The sequence below is a fragment of the Kribbella sp. NPDC059898 genome, assembly GCF_042730855.1.
Lineage (GTDB): Bacteria > Actinomycetota > Actinomycetes > Propionibacteriales > Kribbellaceae > Kribbella.
The window spans coordinates 217,535-231,006 of the sequence record NZ_JBHWKR010000012.1; the positions used below are offsets into that span (position 1 = coordinate 217,535).

A 13,472-nucleotide genomic window follows, 5' to 3' on the forward strand; every position below is an offset into this window, starting at 1 on the left:
TCCTTTTCCTCCCCTGGATCAATCTGCCGCCGTATCATTTCAGAATGCCGGTGGCCGGGGGGAGTGCCGCGGCGGTGGAGAATCTGCTGCCGCTCGCGTTGTCGCGTCCGCACGACGCGATCGCCGCCGCGCGGACCGTGCTGGCCGGCTCGCCGCCGGCCGTCGCCGCGTCGATCGCGCATCAGGCGTGGGGGATCGGGCTGCGGCAGCTCGGCGAGGTGCCGCCGGCGGTCCGGCAGTTGCGGACCGCGCTGCGGCTGGCCGAGCAGTCCGGGCGGTCGGAGCGGGAGGCGGATGTCCTTGCCACGTTGGGCGCAACGCTCGGCCGGGCGGGCCGCAGCCGCGAGGGGCTGGCCCGGCTGGACCGGGCGGTCGACCTCAGCCGCGGCGCGTTGACGGGGCGGGTGCTGCTGCGGCGGGCCGACGTACTGCTGGTGCTCGGCCGGCACCGGGAGGCGCTCGACGATCTGCGCGCGGCGATCACCCGGCTGCGGCGGTCCGGCGATCAGGTCTGGGAGGCGCGGTCGCGGAACTATCGCGGATTCATCCAGTTGGCGTTGGGCGGGACCAAGCGGGCGGACGCGGATTTCGCGGTCGCGGAGAAGTTGTACGCCGCGGTCGGCCAGGAGTTCGAGTACGCCGAGGCGCGTGGAAACCGCGGGCTGGTCGCGTACGCGCGCGGGGATCTGCCGGCCGCGCTGCGGTACCTGGACGAGGCGGGCCGGCGGTTCGCGGCGGTCGGGGTCAGCTGGCCGGACCTCGCGATCGACCGATGCGGCGTACTGCTGGCGGCCGGGCTGAGCGCGGAGGCGCTGGCCGAGATGGATCAGGCGATCGCCGCCGGTGGCGGTACGGCGACGAAGCGGGGCGAGCTGTTGTTCGCGGCGGCGACGGCCGCGCTGGCGGCGGGGGATCCGGCCGGGGCGCAGGAGCGGGCGGAACGGGCGCGGCGGTTGTTCTCGGCGCAGCGGCGGGAGTGGTGGTCGGTGCGGTCGTCGATGGTGGTGCTGGAGGCGCGGTACCAGGCGGGTGAGCGCGGGGAGGCGTTGCTTCGGCGCGTGACCGAGGTGGCGCGGCGGCTCGATGCGGTGGGTGCGTCGGAGGCGACGGCCGCGCATCTGCTGGCTGGCCGGTTGGCGTTGGCGGCGGGGCGGCCGGTGGCGGCGGATCGGCAGTTGGAGCTGGCGGGGCAGCACAGCAAGGACGCGCCGCCGATCGCGCGGAGTGCGGCCTGGCTGGGGAAGGCGCTGCGGGCCGAGGCGAGGGACGACGTACGGGCGATGTTGTCGGCGTGCGGTCGTGGGTTGGATGCGTTGGACGAGCACCGGTTGACGATGGGCGCGACCGAGCTGCGGGCGTTGGCGACGGGGCAGGGCGCCGAGTTGGCCGAGCTGGCGTTGCGGGACGCGTTGCGGCGCGATGAGCTGCGGCGGTTGCTGGTGTGGGCCGAGCGGTGGCGGGCGACAGCGCTGGGTGTTCCGCCGGTCCGGCCGTCTGACGACGGGCAGTTGGCCGGTGAGCTCGCGGCGCTGCGGGACGTCGTACGGCGGTTGGACGCGGCACCGGATCCGCTGCTGGAGAAGGAACGGCGGCGGCTGGAGAAGACCGTGCGGGAACGGACGTTCCTTGCGCAGGGTGGAGCGCGGGACGGCGCGTTGCTTCCGTTCGACGTCGACGAGTTGATCGAGGCGCTGGGCGGGACGGTGCTCGTCGAACTGGTCGACGTCGGCGGGGTGCTGCATGCGGTGGTGGTGCGGGACGGGCGGATCACGCGCCACGAAGTAGGTCCGCTGGCGGCAGCTGCTCTCGAGGGAGAACGCTCCCGCTTCCACCTCCGTCGGCTGGCCCACAACCGCCCACCAACCCCCACACCTGAACCGCACCCACCCGGACGGGCGGTGGCCGGGCGGCGTCAGGTGGTGGGTGGGGGAGGTGGGCGGCTGTCGTTCGAGGTGTTGGGGAGCCGGTTGGCGGACGCGGTGCTGGGGAGTGCACGGGAGCTGATCGGGGATCGGCCGGTGGTGGTGGTGCCGCCGGGGCGGTTGCAGGCGTTGCCTTGGGGGCTGGCGCTGGGGGAGCAGGCGGTGAACGTGGTGCCATCGGCGGCGGTGTGGTTGCGGGCTCGGGAGGTACGCGCGCCGGCGGAGCGCCGGGTGGTGCTGGTGCTCGGGCCGGGGTTGTCCGCGGCGCGCGGTGAGGTGATGCGGCTGGCGGCGGAGTACCCGGACGCGACCGTGCTCGCGGACGGCGACGCGACGGCGGAGAACGTACTGCGGGCCCTCGACGGCGCGTGGATCGCGCACATCGCGGCGCACGGCACGTTCCGCGCGGACAGTCCGCTGTTCTCGTCGCTGCGGCTCGACGACGGGCCGCTGACCGTGTACGACTTCGAGCGGCTGCGCAGGGCGCCGTACCGGATGGTCTTGTCCAGTTGCGATTCCGGGCTCGCGAAGCCGGTCGGCGCGGACGAGCTGCTCGGGCTGAGCAGCAGCCTGATCCCGCTCGGCGCGGCCGGGATCCTCGCGAGCGTCGTACCGGTGAACGACCCGGCGACCGCGCCGCTGATGCTCGCCGTGCACGCGAACCTGCGGGCCGGGCAGTCGCTGGCGGAGGCGTTCGCGGCGGCCCGCCGGACCACCGAAGACGACCCGGTCGCGGAGGCGGCCGGGCGATCGTTCGTCGCACTCGGGGCGTGATGTATCAGCAGTCGGCCGGAGCGCTCTGTACCAGTAAGAGCAGAGTGGTCCGGCGGAAAGGGGGACGGCATGCGGAACGATCCGACGGTCGTCGACCTGGTCGCCAGGGCCAGGGACGGCGAGAAGAACGCGTGGGACGAGCTGGTCCAGCGGTACGCGCCGCTGGTCTACTCGATCTGCCGGCGGTACCGGTTGGCGCAGCCCGACATCGACGACGTCGGGCAGATCGTGTGGCTGCGGCTGGTCGAGCACCTGCCCGGCCTGCGCGAGCCGGCCGCGCTGCCGGGCTGGATCGCGACCACGACCCAGCGCGAGTGCTTCCGGACGATCCGGGCCGGCAGTCGCGTCGAGCCGGTCGACCTGGCGGACTCCGCCGACGTACCGGAGCAGGCGATCGCGGAGGAGGAAGTACTGCGGCACGAGCGCGGCGCGATCCTGCGGACCGCGTTCGGCGAGTTGTCCCGCCGGTGCCAGCTGCTGCTCTCGCTGCTCATGCAGGACCCGCCGGCGCCGTACGACGAGATCAGCCGGCGACTGGAACTGCCGATCGGCAGCATCGGGCCGAACCGGGCCAGGTGCCTGACCCGGCTCCGGCAGACCCCGGCCCTGGCGATGCTCGCGGCCGACGACGGAACGAGGGGGTGAGATCGTGATCGACCCGGACTGGAACGACGACGAGAAACTGATCGAGGCGCTGCGTGCGGCGCTCGCCGCGTCCGACGACGTACCGCCGGCGTTCGTCGAGGCGGGCGAGGCGGCGTTCGCGTGGCGGACCATCGACGCCGAACTGGCGGCGCTCACCTACGACTCGGCGCTGGATCCGCCGGCCGCGCTCGCGGTCCGCTCCGAGAGTGCGGTACTGCGGTCGATGACGTTCGCGTCGGACGGCTGGACAGTGGAGCTGGAGCTCACCCCGGACGCCGTTCTCGGGCAACTCGACCCACCCGAGGATGGCTCGGTCACGGCCCGCGGCGACGGCGGCACGCTGGTCACCGCGGACATCGACGAGCTCGGCTTCTTCGTCCTCGGCCCGCCGCCGACCGTCCCGTACCGGCTGGTCTGCAGCACGCGCTCGGGCATCACGATCCTGACGGGCTGGATCACGCCCTAGGTCGCGAACACCTGCGAGTCGTCCGCGAACGCCTTGAACTCCAGGGCGTTCCCGGCCGGGTCCAGGAAGAACATCGTCCACTGCTCGCCGGCCTGCCCCTGGAACCGGACGTACGGCTCGATCACGAACTCGGTGCCGGCGGTCTTGAGCCGCTCCGCGAACGCCTGGAAGTCGTCGACCGCGAGGATCAGCCCGAAGTGCGGCACCGGTACGTCGTGCCCGTCGACCGGGTTGTGGATCCGCTGCGCGCGCTCGGGTGCGAGGTGCGTGACGAACTGGTGGCCGCGCAGGTTCCAGTCGATCCAGGTCTCGGAACTCCGGCCCTGCTCGAGTCCGAGAACCTCACCGTAGAAGCGCCGCGCCGCGTCCAGATCGTCGACCGGCATCGCCAGATGGAACCGGGGGATGGAATCAGTCATCACACCATTCAAGCAGTCGTCTCGTCCCGCAACTCGATCTCCACATGTGGCCGCGACTGCCACAGCGCCCACTCCGCGCTGACGTCTCCGGCCGTGCGGAGCAGCCGTGGCAGGTGGTCCTGCAGCAGCGTGTCGACCGACGTCTCCGCCGCATGCACGGTCACGTTCATCGCGGCTCGGACCGTGCCGGTCCCGTCGCGGACCGGTGCAGCGACCGAACGAACTCCCGGCGCGAGTTCCTCGTCCGCCAACGCCCAGCCGCGCGCCCGGATCTCGGTCAGCTCGTCCCGCAGCTGCTCACCACTTCGCCCGATGTACGGCGGAAGCCCCGCCCGGCTCGGCTGCGCCAGTACGTCCGCCAACTCGTCGGGAGAGAGCGCCGACAGCAGCACCTTCCCCTGCGACGTCTGTACGGCGGGGAACCGGGTGCCGATGTCGACCCGCAGCGCGATCAGCTTCGGCACCGACACGCGGGCGACGTAGACGATGTCCGACCCGTCGAGCTGCGCCATCGAAGACGACTCGCCGGTGCGGGCGACGAGCGCCTCCAGATGCGGTCGCGCGATGTCCCAGAGGCCGAGCGAACCGACGTACGCCATCCCGAGCGTGAGCACCTTCGGGCTGATGAGCCTGACCGGCGATCCGGGCGGGGAGCCTGTTCCCGTACGAGCCGCTGCCGTGTGCGGACGGGGAGCTGATCATCACGGCCGGGAACAACGGACCGAGGTGACGCTGGAGAGCCTGCACCTGCCGGGCAACGCGACGCGCGGGTTCATGGACTTCATGCTGATGATGGGCGTCGCCGGAGCCGGCGCGAAGGCGGATCACGTGGACTCGCTGGACCTGTTCCACACCATGGAGGCCTGCTTCACCTGGTACCCGAACGGAGTGCCGGCATGAGCAAGTACCTGCTGAACAAGTTCCTCTACACGGTTGACCGCGATCACGACCACGTGGCGCTCTTCGAGCTGGGCGCGCATCCGTTCCTCACGCTGACGCTCTTCATCGCGATGTTCGAACGTGACCACGGCCCACTCGAATACCAGAAGGCCTACGGCCACGCACTACAGCACCACTCGTTACCCTATCCGGACATCGCCACCTGAGGAGGCCGCGTGCGAGCCGCAGTCCTGCACACCCACGGTGAACCGCCGACGCAGGCGGAACATCCCGACCCGGTCGCGGGTGCGGGCCGGTCGATCGTGCGGGTGACGGCCGCGCCGATCGTGCCGCTGGATCTGCTGTGCGCTTCCGGTACGTCGTACTTCGGGGCGCCGGCGCTGCCGTACGTGCCCGGTGTGCAGGGCGTCGGTGTGGTGGAGGAGTCCGCGACGGTCGCGCCCGGGACGCGGGTGTTCTTCGCGACGTCAGCCGGGATGGCCCCGGGCGACGGCAGTCTCGCCGAGCGGGCCGCCGTACCGGATGGGGACCTGGTGGTGCTCGAGCCGGGCGCGGACGACGCTGCGGTGGCGGCGATCGGGTTGTCCGGGGTGGCCGGGTGGATGACGTTGACGTGGCGGGCGCGGCTGCGGGCGGGGGAGCGGGTGCTGGTGCTCGGAGGCGGCGGTGCGGTCGGTCAGGTGGCGATCGGTGCGGCCCGGGTGCTCGGGGCGGCGCGGGTGGTGGCCGTCGTACGGTCGGATGCTTCGCGACAGCGGGCGGTGGATGCCGGGGCGGACGAGGTGGTTGCCTTGAGCCCCGAGGTGGACGAGTTGACGGCGCGGCTCGGTGGGCCGTACGACGTGGTGGTCGATCCGGTGTTCGGCGTCGCGGCGACGGCTGCGTCGCGGGTACTGGCGGACGGCGGGCGGCTGGTCAACCTCGGCGGGTCGTCGGGGGACGAGGCGGTGTTCTCGTCGGCCGTACTGCGGAGCAAGTCGGCGAGTGTGCTCGGGTACACGAACAACGCGCTGACGGCGGAGCAGCGGCACTATGCGCTGACCGCCGTACTCCAGCATGCGGCGGCGGGTGCGATCAGAGTCGCGCACGAGACCGTCACGCTCACCAATGTCGGGTCGGCGTGGGAGCGCCAGGCGGCCGGGAAGACCTCCGGCCGTCTGGTGCTCACATTTACAGCAGGTCAGTGATCAGGCCGTAGATCTGCGCCTCCTCGGCGGAGAGGACTCGGCCGGTGGTGAGATCCTCGGCGACCTCGTCCGGGGTGCGGCCGGTGGCCTGGGTGACGAGGTCGCGGAGGCGGGTGAGTTCGCGGTCGTGCTGGGCGGCGAGCGCGGCGAGTTCGTCGGCGGTTCCGTTGGCGGTGAACGGCGGGACCGAGAGTACGAACATCGTGTGCTTGTGCGCCTGACGTCGCGCGGCGGCGGCGAGTACGGCGACCGCGGGACCACGGACGGTGCCGCGGGCAACGACGTGGACGGGCGCGCCGATCAGGTCGATCGCTGCGGCGACCGAGAGCGCGGCATCCAGCTCGGAGTCCGTCGCCGACAGGTGGATGGTCACCGGTTGGTTGCCCCCGGCATCCAGCAGCAACAGCTGCGCCGCAACGTGCTCCGCCAGCCCGTCGTCCAACCGCCCACCGACCAGAATCACCCGCTCCGCGAGCAACCGATCGGCCAGCTCCCGCTCCACGTTCACCGACACCGGCTCATACCAAGCAGGAAGTATCGGCTGCGGCGACTCCGGCTTCGGAGGCTGCCTGGGCCATGGTCCGGGCACCTCGGGTCCGTGCGGTGGCCAGGTAGCAGTCTGCTTCTCGACGTACATGTGTTCTCCTTCGACTGCTCCAGCCTGCGGGAGAGGAGCTTCGGGGAGAAGGGTGTTCCGCTGTCAGCAGACGGAGATCGCGGTGAGAAGTTTGTCCCAGAAGGCATTGGTGTCGAGGTTGCCGCGGTCCGTCGACCCGCCCATCCACACGATCTCCGTGATGTTCGCGGCCGCGTCAGGCGCCTCCGTGAGCAGCCACGCGAAGTTCGTCAGCGCCCCGGTCGCCACGATCGTCGCCGGTTCCCGCAGTACGTCGACGAGCAACTCCTGCGCCGGCGACGGCGACTCCGGCACCGACGGCTCGCCGGTGAACGTGAGGATCAGCGGTGTAACCATGCGTCAGCCTACTGTGTACAGGTTGCCGAAGGTCTTATGTTGGGCACCATGAGCGAGAAGGAACCGCCGGCCAAGGACCAGGCCTCGGAGCCGAACGGGGCCGACCAGAGTGCCGATCGGAGCGGTGACCGGAAGGACGACAGGTCGTCGCGGGCGCCGCACAAGCCGTGGCGGACCGAGGGGCTGCCGGCCGGGCACGGGGACGACGACAAGCCGCGCCGGCCGCGCTGGTGGAAGTGGGCCGCGTGGATCATCGGCGGCTATCTCGTCCTGTTCCTGCTCACGACGATGCAGGACCAGCTGGCCGGCGGCGAGCAGACGATCGCCTACACCGACTTCGCCGCACAGGTGCAGAAGCAGAACGTCGCGGAGGTCTTCGCCCAGGGCGACACGATCCAGGGGCGGCTGAAGCAGGCGGCGGAGGTGCCGGGCAAGAGCGGGTCGACGTACACGAAGTTCACCACCGAGCGGCCGACGTTCGCGAACGACAACCTGTACGGCGAACTGCAGAAGGGCGGCGCCACGGTTCGGGCGACGCCGGTGGTCGCGCAGCGCGGGGTGCTGTGGAACCTGCTGATCTCGCTCGGCCCGTTCATCCTGATCGCGGCGTTCTACTTCTGGCTGTTCCGGCGGAGCCGGGCCGGTGGTGGTCTGGGCGGGCTGCTCGGCGGTGGCGGGCAGCAGAAGAAGCCGGTCGACCCGAGCACGGTGCGGGTGACGTTCGCGGACGTCGCGGGGATCGACGAGGTCGAGGCCGAGATCGAGGAGGTCGTCGACTATCTGAAGGATCCCGGCAAGTACCGGCGGCTCGGCGCGCGGGCGCCGAAGGGCGTGCTGCTGTCGGGTGCGCCCGGTACCGGCAAGACGCTGCTGGCGCGGGCGACCGCGGGTGAGGCCGGCGTGCCGTTCTTCTCCGCGAGCGCCTCGGAGTTCATCGAGATGATCGTGGGGGTCGGCGCGAGCCGGGTGCGGGAGCTGTTCGGCGAGGCGCGGAAGGTGGCGCCGGCGATCATCTTCATCGACGAGATCGACACCATCGGCCGGGCCCGGGGCGGTGCGCGTTCGGTCGGCGGGCACGACGAGGGCGAGCAGACGCTGAACCAGATCCTCACCGAGATGGACGGCTTCTCCGGCACCGAGGGGGTCGTGGTGCTGGCCGCGACGAACCGGGCCGACGTACTCGATCCGGCGCTGCTCCGGCCGGGGCGGTTCGACCGGACGATCACCGTGCACGCGCCGGACCAGCCTGGGCGCGAGGCGATCCTCAAGGTGCACGCGCGCGGCAAGCCGCTCGCGCCGGACGCGGACCTGACCGCGCTGTCACGGTCGACCCCCGGCATGACCGGCGCGGACCTGGCGAACCTGCTGAACGAGGCGGCGCTCGCGGCGGCCCGCCAGGGCGAGTCGCAGATCACCATGCGGGACCTGACGGACGCCTTGGAGAAGATCCAGCTCGGTACGGCGCGGAACGTCGTGATGCCGGAGGACGAGCGCCGGCGGACGGCGTACCACGAAGGCGGGCACGCGCTGCTCGGGATGATCCAGAAGGGCGCGGACCCGGTGCGGAAGGTGTCGATCATCCCGCGCGGGCGGGCGCTCGGCGTGACCCTGTCGACGCCGGAGACGGACCGGTACGGGTACGACGTGGAGTACCTGCGCGGCCGGATCATCGGCGCGCTCGGCGGGATGGCGGCCGAGCAGGAGGTGCTCGGCGTGGTCACCACCGGCGCGGAGAGCGATCTCGAGACGGCGACCCGGATCGCGCGTTCGATGGTGGGCCGCTGGGGCATGTCCGAGGCGATCGGCCCGGTGTCGGTCCTGCCCGCGGAGGGCGACGCCCGGATGGCCGGTGTGTCGGACGAGCTGCTGAACACGGTGGACGCCGAGGTACGGCGACTGATCGACCAGTGCTACGCCGACGCCCGCCGGCTCCTCCGCGAGCACCGCCCGAAGCTGGACTCGATCGCGGCCGAGCTCCTCGAACACGAGACCCTCGACGAGGCCGATGCGTACGCCGCGGCCGGCATCCCACGCCCCACCCGGCCCGAGCTGCCCCAAGTGGCAGCCCAGACCGCCCAGCGGGACGACGCCTAGGGATCAGGCGACGGTGGCGTCGATGGTGACGGGGATGTTGCCGCGCGTTGCGTTGGAGTACGGGCAGACCGCATGCGCGGCCGCGACGAGCCCGTCGGCTGTTGCCTGGTCGATGCCCGCAACCTCCACGTGCAGGGCGGCGGCGAGGCTGTAGCCGCCCTGTTCAGTGGGAAGCACGCTGACCTCGGCGACGACGGCCGAATCGGTGACGGTGACCTTCTGCGCTGCCGCCACGGCCTTCAACGCCGAGTGGAAGCAGCTCGCCCACCCGGCGGCGAACAGCTGCTCGGGGTTGGTGGCGCCGCCGGGTCCACCCATCTCCGGCGGGACGGCGAGCTTGACGTCGATCAGGCCGTCACTGCTGACGGCCCGGCCTCCCGCGCGGCCGTCCCCGGTGGAGGTGGCGATGGCGGTGTAGATGGAGTCGGACATAGTCGTGCTCTCTTTCTCTGGTTGGGTTACCGGCCGTCGGTCTCGAGGAGGCGGAGCCAGATCTCGCTGATGGTCGGGTAGGCAGGGACGGCGTGCCAGAGGCGGTCCAGCGGGACCTCCCCGGCGATCGCGACCGTTGCCGCGTGCAGCAGTTCGGCCACGTCAGGTCCGACGGCGGTGAAGCCGAGCAGCACATTGCGGTTCTCGTCGACAACCATCCGCGCCTGCCCGCGGTAGTCGTCGGCATGCAGCGCGGCACCCGAGACGGCGCCCAGGTCGTAGTCGACGACGCGGACCTTCAGCCCCGCCTTCGCCGCGGCTTCGGCGGACAGACCGACGGCTGCGACCTCGGGGTCGGTGAAGATCACCTGAGTGACGGCGCGCTCGTCGGCGGTGGCCGCATGGCGTCCCCACGGACTCAGATCGGCCTTCTCGCCACGGGCGCGCGCAGCGATCGCGTCGCCCAGCGCGCGAGCCTGGTACTTGCCGTGATGCGTCAGCATCGCTCGCTTGTTCACGTCGCCCGCGGCGTACAGCCAACCGTCACCGACTGGACTTCCGGCGTCGTCGAGAACACCGAGCGCATCGTCGACCTGCAGCCAGCTTCCAGGTGCGAGGCCGACGTGGTCCAGACCGATGTCCTTGGTGTTCGGCGTCCGGCCGGTGGCGACCAGGACCTCGTCGGCGTCGACGGTCTGCCCGTTGGAGAGGGTCAGGTGCACCACGCCGGCGTCGTCCCGCCGTACGTCGGTGGCATCGACGTCAAGGTGCAGCGACACTCCCGCCGTACGGAGACCATCGGCGACGTACTCGCCGGCGAAGGGCTCCACGCTGGGCAGCAGCCGGGTCTGGGAGACGAGCGTCACCTGCGAGCCGAGGGCGCTGAACGCCGTGGCCATCTCGGATCCGACCACCCCGCCGCCGATGACTACCAACCGCTTCGGGATGGTCCGGACGGCAGCGGCTTCGCGGCTCGTCCACGGCGCCACGTCCGCCAGTCCTTCGATGGGCGGGAGGTACGCGCTGCTGCCGGTGGAGATCACCACGGCGTGCCGCGCCTGCACGGCTGTCGACGTACCGTCGGCGTGCGTGACGGTGACGGTACGGGTGCCGGTGATACGGCCGTGCCCGCGGAGCAGCGTGATCCCGGCCTGGGTGAGCCAGTCGACCTGGCCGGAGTCGTTCCAGTTGGAGGTGAACCTGTCGCGCCGGGCCAGGACCGCGGCTGGGTCGAGGGCGCCGGTCACAGCCTGGCCGGCGGCCGGCAGCGCGCGGGCGGCGCAGAGCGCGGCGGCGTCGCGGAGCAGAGCCTTGGTCGGCATGCAGGCCCAGTACGAGCATTCGCCGCCGACGAGTTCGCGCTCCACGATCACCGCCGTCAGGCCGCCCTGCACCACCCGGTCGGCGACGTTCTCGCCGACGGGTCCGGCGCCGATGACAATGACGTCGACGTCGAGAGGCATGTCAGTTCGCCTTCCCGACAAGGCGGTGCAGGCGGATCGCGGAGACCAGGAAGAAGACGCCGCCGAGGATCGCGTACCCGGCCACGGTGCCGAGCGACGGGTCCGGTTTGCCCGCCATCAGCACGAAGCTGCCGCCGGCCAGCACCGAGATGCCGCCGCTGAGGATCATCGGCCACTGCCCACCGAGCCGGTACCGCTGGATCGCGAGGACCAGCTGGACGATGCCCGCGGTGATCGCCCACGCGCCCCAGACCCGCAGTACGGCGGGGATCCCGGAGGCGGCCGCGATCGCCAGCCCGACGGCGGCGAGCAGACTCAGGGCCATGTTGACGTAGAGCGGCGACTTCTGCCGGGTGCTGCCCGACGTACGGAAGTCGACGACGGCCGCGGCGACGTCGAACAGCGGGTAGATCACCAGCAGTACGCCGGCCGCCGGGTTGATGGTCTTGGCGATCGCCATCGTCAGCACCGCCCACACGACGGCGAACCCGAACCGGGTGAAGTAGAGGGTCCGCAACGCCTTGGTGCTTGCGGCGGCAACGGCCGCCGGGCCGGCGGTCTCGAATGAAGTGGACATCAGGTCCTGCTCCCGACTGAAAGTAGATAGAACGATCGGTACACCACTGAGCTTGCAGTACGGCGCCTGACATTGTCAAGACCGATCGTTCTATCTACTGCTTGTCAATCGTTCACCTGGCGGCTTCCTGAGAGCTACCTGAGAAGGACTGCTTGTTGCCTGGGCGTTGGCAGAGTCCGGCGCGGTTGCGTGTGGCGCGTGTCTTGGGGGACCGCGAGTACTCGGAGCGATGACGCTTGCGCAGGTTCTGGCTGGTCCTGTCGGTGGTGGGGTTGCTGTCGCCGGCCGGGGTGATGCCGGCGGCGGCGCATCCGTTCGGCGATCCGCAGACGGTGGCGATCGGCGCCGACGGTTCCGTCGTCCAGGTGCGGTGGAAGGTCGGTGGGCTGGACGACCTGACGCTGCTTGGCGTCGCGCTCGGCGCGCTGCCACAGGATCGGGTGATGCTGGACGGCGCGGTGATCTACCAGCCGTCCGACAGTACGGCGATCGCGCCGTCGCCGAAGCTCGGTGAGTACCTGCTGCGGCAGATCACCGTCGCGAGTCGCGGGAAGGACTGCCCGGGTGTGCTTCGGCCCGTGGCTGACCTGGCGAAGGCTGGTGTATCCATCGACTACACGTGCCCGGAAGCGGTCGGCCCGGTCGACGTGACCGTGAAGACGCTGACTGATTTGAACCCGGCGTACAAGACGCTGGCGACCGGACCGAACGGCGCTCGGGCTGTGTACGGCGAGGGCTCCGAGCGGCACGAGTGGACGCTTGGCGCCGAACAACACCTCGGCCGCAGCGCGGCGACCCAACTGGCCTCGGTCGGAGGCGCGGCCGTGGGCGTGGCGCTCCTGGCAACTGCGGGCGTCGTCGGCATACGACGCACGAGGCGGCGAGCCGCATGAGCTATGCAGATCAGCTCGAAGGTTTCCTGCATTCGGAGGGGATCGCACCGGTTGCTTTTCTGCTGGCGTTCGTGGCTGGGGCGGGGCATGCGGTGATGCCTGGGCATGGGAAGAGTTTGGCGGCGGCCTACCTGGTGGGGGAGCGGGGGCGGGTGCGGGACGCGGCCTGGCTGGGTGGGTCGGTTGCCGTCATGCATACGTTGTCGGTGCTTGTGATAGCGGTGGCGTGGACGTTCCTTTCACTGTCGAATGTCGTACGAATGGAGCAGCTCACCGGTTTCCTCCAACTGATCGGCGGGTTGCTGGTTGTTGCTACTGGCATCTTGTTGGTCAGACGGCATCGGCGTCATCGCGGTCATGGGCACGGTCATGGGCACGGGCATTCGCGGCCGGGGTTGGTGCTGTTGGGCGTGTCGGGTGGGTTGACGCCTTCGCCGTCGGCGTTTCTGGTGCTGGTCGCGGGATTGTTCCTCGGGCGGGCCGGGTTCGCGTTGTTGCTGGTGATCACGTTCGGGATCGGGATGGCCGTCGTACTGTTCGGCGTCGGGCTGCTGGCTGTTGCCGGGAGCAACGTCGTGGTGCGCGGCGGCCGTTCGCACCATCTGTTGTCCGTCGCGACCCGGGTCGCGCCGCTGCTCGCCGCCGGTGGCATCACGCTGGCCGGCGTCGTGATGACGGCGTACGCCGTCGCACAGCTCCTCTGACCGCCATTGAAGGAGAGTCTCCC

At 70.9% G+C, this 13,472-nt stretch carries 16 protein-coding genes; 9 read left to right on the top strand and 7 right to left on the bottom strand.

From position 1 onward, the window contains the following. The first annotated feature begins 44 nt into the window (after nt 1–44). The 3 genes from ACFV9C_RS32240 to ACFV9C_RS32250 all read left to right on the top strand — a co-directional run bounded on the left by ACFV9C_RS32240 (nt 45) and on the right by ACFV9C_RS32250 (nt 3,807). A complete protein-coding gene (locus ACFV9C_RS32240) occupies nt 45–2,696 on the top strand; it encodes a CHAT domain-containing protein (protein ID WP_380199328.1) in 2,652 nt (883 codons plus the stop codon). A gap of 69 nt (nt 2,697–2,765) precedes the next feature. After that, nucleotides 2,766–3,341 (top strand): RNA polymerase sigma factor, encoded by a 576-nt coding sequence (locus tag ACFV9C_RS32245; RefSeq protein WP_380199329.1) that lies wholly within the window; start codon nt 2,766–2,768, stop codon nt 3,339–3,341. A gap of 4 nt (nt 3,342–3,345) precedes the next feature. After that, nucleotides 3,346–3,807, top strand: coding sequence for a hypothetical protein (locus ACFV9C_RS32250; protein WP_380199331.1), 462 nt, complete (start codon nt 3,346–3,348; stop codon nt 3,805–3,807). On the opposite strand, the gene ACFV9C_RS32255 is transcribed toward ACFV9C_RS32250, so the two are convergent. Beyond that, complete coding sequence (locus ACFV9C_RS32255; RefSeq protein ID WP_380199333.1) at nt 3,804–4,226, bottom strand: VOC family protein; 423 nt, start codon at nt 4,224–4,226, stop codon at nt 3,804–3,806. The two genes, ACFV9C_RS32250 and ACFV9C_RS32255, sit on opposite strands and share 4 nt — an antisense overlap. Before the next feature lie 8 nt (nt 4,227–4,234). Next, complete coding sequence (locus ACFV9C_RS32260) at nt 4,235–4,825, bottom strand: IclR family transcriptional regulator C-terminal domain-containing protein (RefSeq protein ID WP_380199335.1); 591 nt, start codon at nt 4,823–4,825, stop codon at nt 4,235–4,237. Between the two features lie 7 nt (nt 4,826–4,832). On the opposite strand from ACFV9C_RS32260, the gene ACFV9C_RS32265 reads away from it, so the two are divergent. Genes ACFV9C_RS32265 through ACFV9C_RS32275 form a run of 3 tightly spaced genes read left to right on the top strand, consistent with a single transcriptional unit; the run spans nt 4,833 to nt 6,313 of the window. Beyond that, nucleotides 4,833–5,126 (top strand): hypothetical protein, encoded by a 294-nt coding sequence (locus tag ACFV9C_RS32265; RefSeq protein WP_380199337.1) that lies wholly within the window; start codon nt 4,833–4,835, stop codon nt 5,124–5,126. Next, nucleotides 5,123–5,332, top strand: coding sequence for a hypothetical protein (locus tag ACFV9C_RS32270; protein WP_380199339.1), 210 nt, complete (start codon nt 5,123–5,125; stop codon nt 5,330–5,332). Before ACFV9C_RS32265 ends, ACFV9C_RS32270 begins: the two co-directional genes overlap by 4 nt. 9 nt (nt 5,333–5,341) lie before the next feature. Then, the gene (locus ACFV9C_RS32275) at nt 5,342–6,313 is read left to right on the top strand and encodes a zinc-binding alcohol dehydrogenase family protein (RefSeq protein ID WP_380199341.1); all 972 of its coding nucleotides are present in this window, start codon (nt 5,342–5,344) and stop codon (nt 6,311–6,313) included. Here ACFV9C_RS32275 and ACFV9C_RS32280 read toward each other — a convergent pair. Continuing rightward, a complete protein-coding gene (locus ACFV9C_RS32280; protein WP_380199343.1) occupies nt 6,297–6,827 on the bottom strand; it encodes an ATP-dependent Clp protease proteolytic subunit in 531 nt (176 codons plus the stop codon). The two genes, ACFV9C_RS32275 and ACFV9C_RS32280, sit on opposite strands and share 17 nt — an antisense overlap. Before the next feature lie 186 nt (nt 6,828–7,013). Further along, nucleotides 7,014–7,286 carry a nucleoside hydrolase gene (locus ACFV9C_RS32285; RefSeq protein ID WP_380199345.1) on the bottom strand — a complete coding sequence of 91 codons (273 nt, stop codon included), beginning with the start codon at nt 7,284–7,286 and terminating at the stop codon, nt 7,014–7,016. Between the two features lie 48 nt (nt 7,287–7,334). Here ACFV9C_RS32285 and ftsH point away from each other — a divergent pair, with 48 nt between their 5' ends. Next, nucleotides 7,335–9,380, top strand: a complete 2,046-nt coding sequence (gene ftsH, locus ACFV9C_RS32290) for an ATP-dependent zinc metalloprotease FtsH (RefSeq protein ID WP_380199347.1) — start codon at nt 7,335–7,337, stop codon at nt 9,378–9,380. Between the two features lie 3 nt (nt 9,381–9,383). Here ftsH and ACFV9C_RS32295 read toward each other — a convergent pair whose 3' ends face one another. Genes ACFV9C_RS32295 through ACFV9C_RS32305 form a run of 3 tightly spaced genes read right to left on the bottom strand, consistent with a single transcriptional unit; the run spans nt 9,384 to nt 11,852 of the window. Beyond that, nucleotides 9,384–9,812, bottom strand: a complete 429-nt coding sequence (locus ACFV9C_RS32295; protein ID WP_380199349.1) for an organic hydroperoxide resistance protein — start codon at nt 9,810–9,812, stop codon at nt 9,384–9,386. Nucleotides 9,813–9,838: 26 nt separating this feature from the next. Next, nucleotides 9,839–11,275, bottom strand: a complete 1,437-nt coding sequence (locus ACFV9C_RS32300; RefSeq protein WP_380199351.1) for a dihydrolipoyl dehydrogenase family protein — start codon at nt 11,273–11,275, stop codon at nt 9,839–9,841. A gap of 1 nt (nt 11,276) precedes the next feature. Then, a complete protein-coding gene (locus tag ACFV9C_RS32305; RefSeq protein ID WP_380199353.1) occupies nt 11,277–11,852 on the bottom strand; it encodes a hypothetical protein in 576 nt (191 codons plus the stop codon). A 236-nt stretch (nt 11,853–12,088) separates the two neighbouring features. On the opposite strand from ACFV9C_RS32305, the gene ACFV9C_RS32310 reads away from it, so the two are divergent. Both ACFV9C_RS32310 and ACFV9C_RS32315 read left to right on the top strand, forming a co-directional pair. Further along, on the top strand, nt 12,089–12,745 hold the full coding sequence (locus tag ACFV9C_RS32310) for a hypothetical protein (RefSeq protein WP_380199355.1): 657 nt from the start codon (nt 12,089–12,091) through the stop codon (nt 12,743–12,745). After that, the gene (locus ACFV9C_RS32315) at nt 12,742–13,449 is read left to right on the top strand and encodes a cobalt transporter (RefSeq protein ID WP_380199357.1); all 708 of its coding nucleotides are present in this window, start codon (nt 12,742–12,744) and stop codon (nt 13,447–13,449) included. Before ACFV9C_RS32310 ends, ACFV9C_RS32315 begins: the two co-directional genes overlap by 4 nt. Nucleotides 13,450–13,472: the final 23 nt, after the last annotated feature.

What these genes read in the sequence shown, in the direction of transcription:
- ACFV9C_RS32300 (WP_380199351.1), bottom strand. Translation starts at nt 11,275, where the DNA reads ATGCCTCTCGACGTCGACGTCATTGTCATCGGCGCCGGACCCGTCGGC.
- ACFV9C_RS32245 (WP_380199329.1), top strand. Translation starts at nt 2,766, where the DNA reads ATGCGGAACGATCCGACGGTCGTCGACCTGGTCGCCAGGGCCAGGGAC.
- ftsH (WP_380199347.1), top strand. Translation starts at nt 7,335, where the DNA reads ATGAGCGAGAAGGAACCGCCGGCCAAGGACCAGGCCTCGGAGCCGAAC.
- ACFV9C_RS32260 (WP_380199335.1), bottom strand. Translation starts at nt 4,825, where the DNA reads ATGGCGTACGTCGGTTCGCTCGGCCTCTGGGACATCGCGCGACCGCAT.
- ACFV9C_RS32240 (WP_380199328.1), top strand. Translation starts at nt 45, where the DNA reads ATGCCGGTGGCCGGGGGGAGTGCCGCGGCGGTGGAGAATCTGCTGCCG.
- ACFV9C_RS32295 (WP_380199349.1), bottom strand. Translation starts at nt 9,812, where the DNA reads ATGTCCGACTCCATCTACACCGCCATCGCCACCTCCACCGGGGACGGC.
- ACFV9C_RS32315 (WP_380199357.1), top strand. Translation starts at nt 12,742, where the DNA reads ATGAGCTATGCAGATCAGCTCGAAGGTTTCCTGCATTCGGAGGGGATC.
- ACFV9C_RS32305 (WP_380199353.1), bottom strand. Translation starts at nt 11,852, where the DNA reads ATGTCCACTTCATTCGAGACCGCCGGCCCGGCGGCCGTTGCCGCCGCA.
- ACFV9C_RS32285 (WP_380199345.1), bottom strand. Translation starts at nt 7,286, where the DNA reads ATGGTTACACCGCTGATCCTCACGTTCACCGGCGAGCCGTCGGTGCCG.
- ACFV9C_RS32270 (WP_380199339.1), top strand. Translation starts at nt 5,123, where the DNA reads ATGAGCAAGTACCTGCTGAACAAGTTCCTCTACACGGTTGACCGCGAT.
- ACFV9C_RS32255 (WP_380199333.1), bottom strand. Translation starts at nt 4,226, where the DNA reads ATGACTGATTCCATCCCCCGGTTCCATCTGGCGATGCCGGTCGACGAT.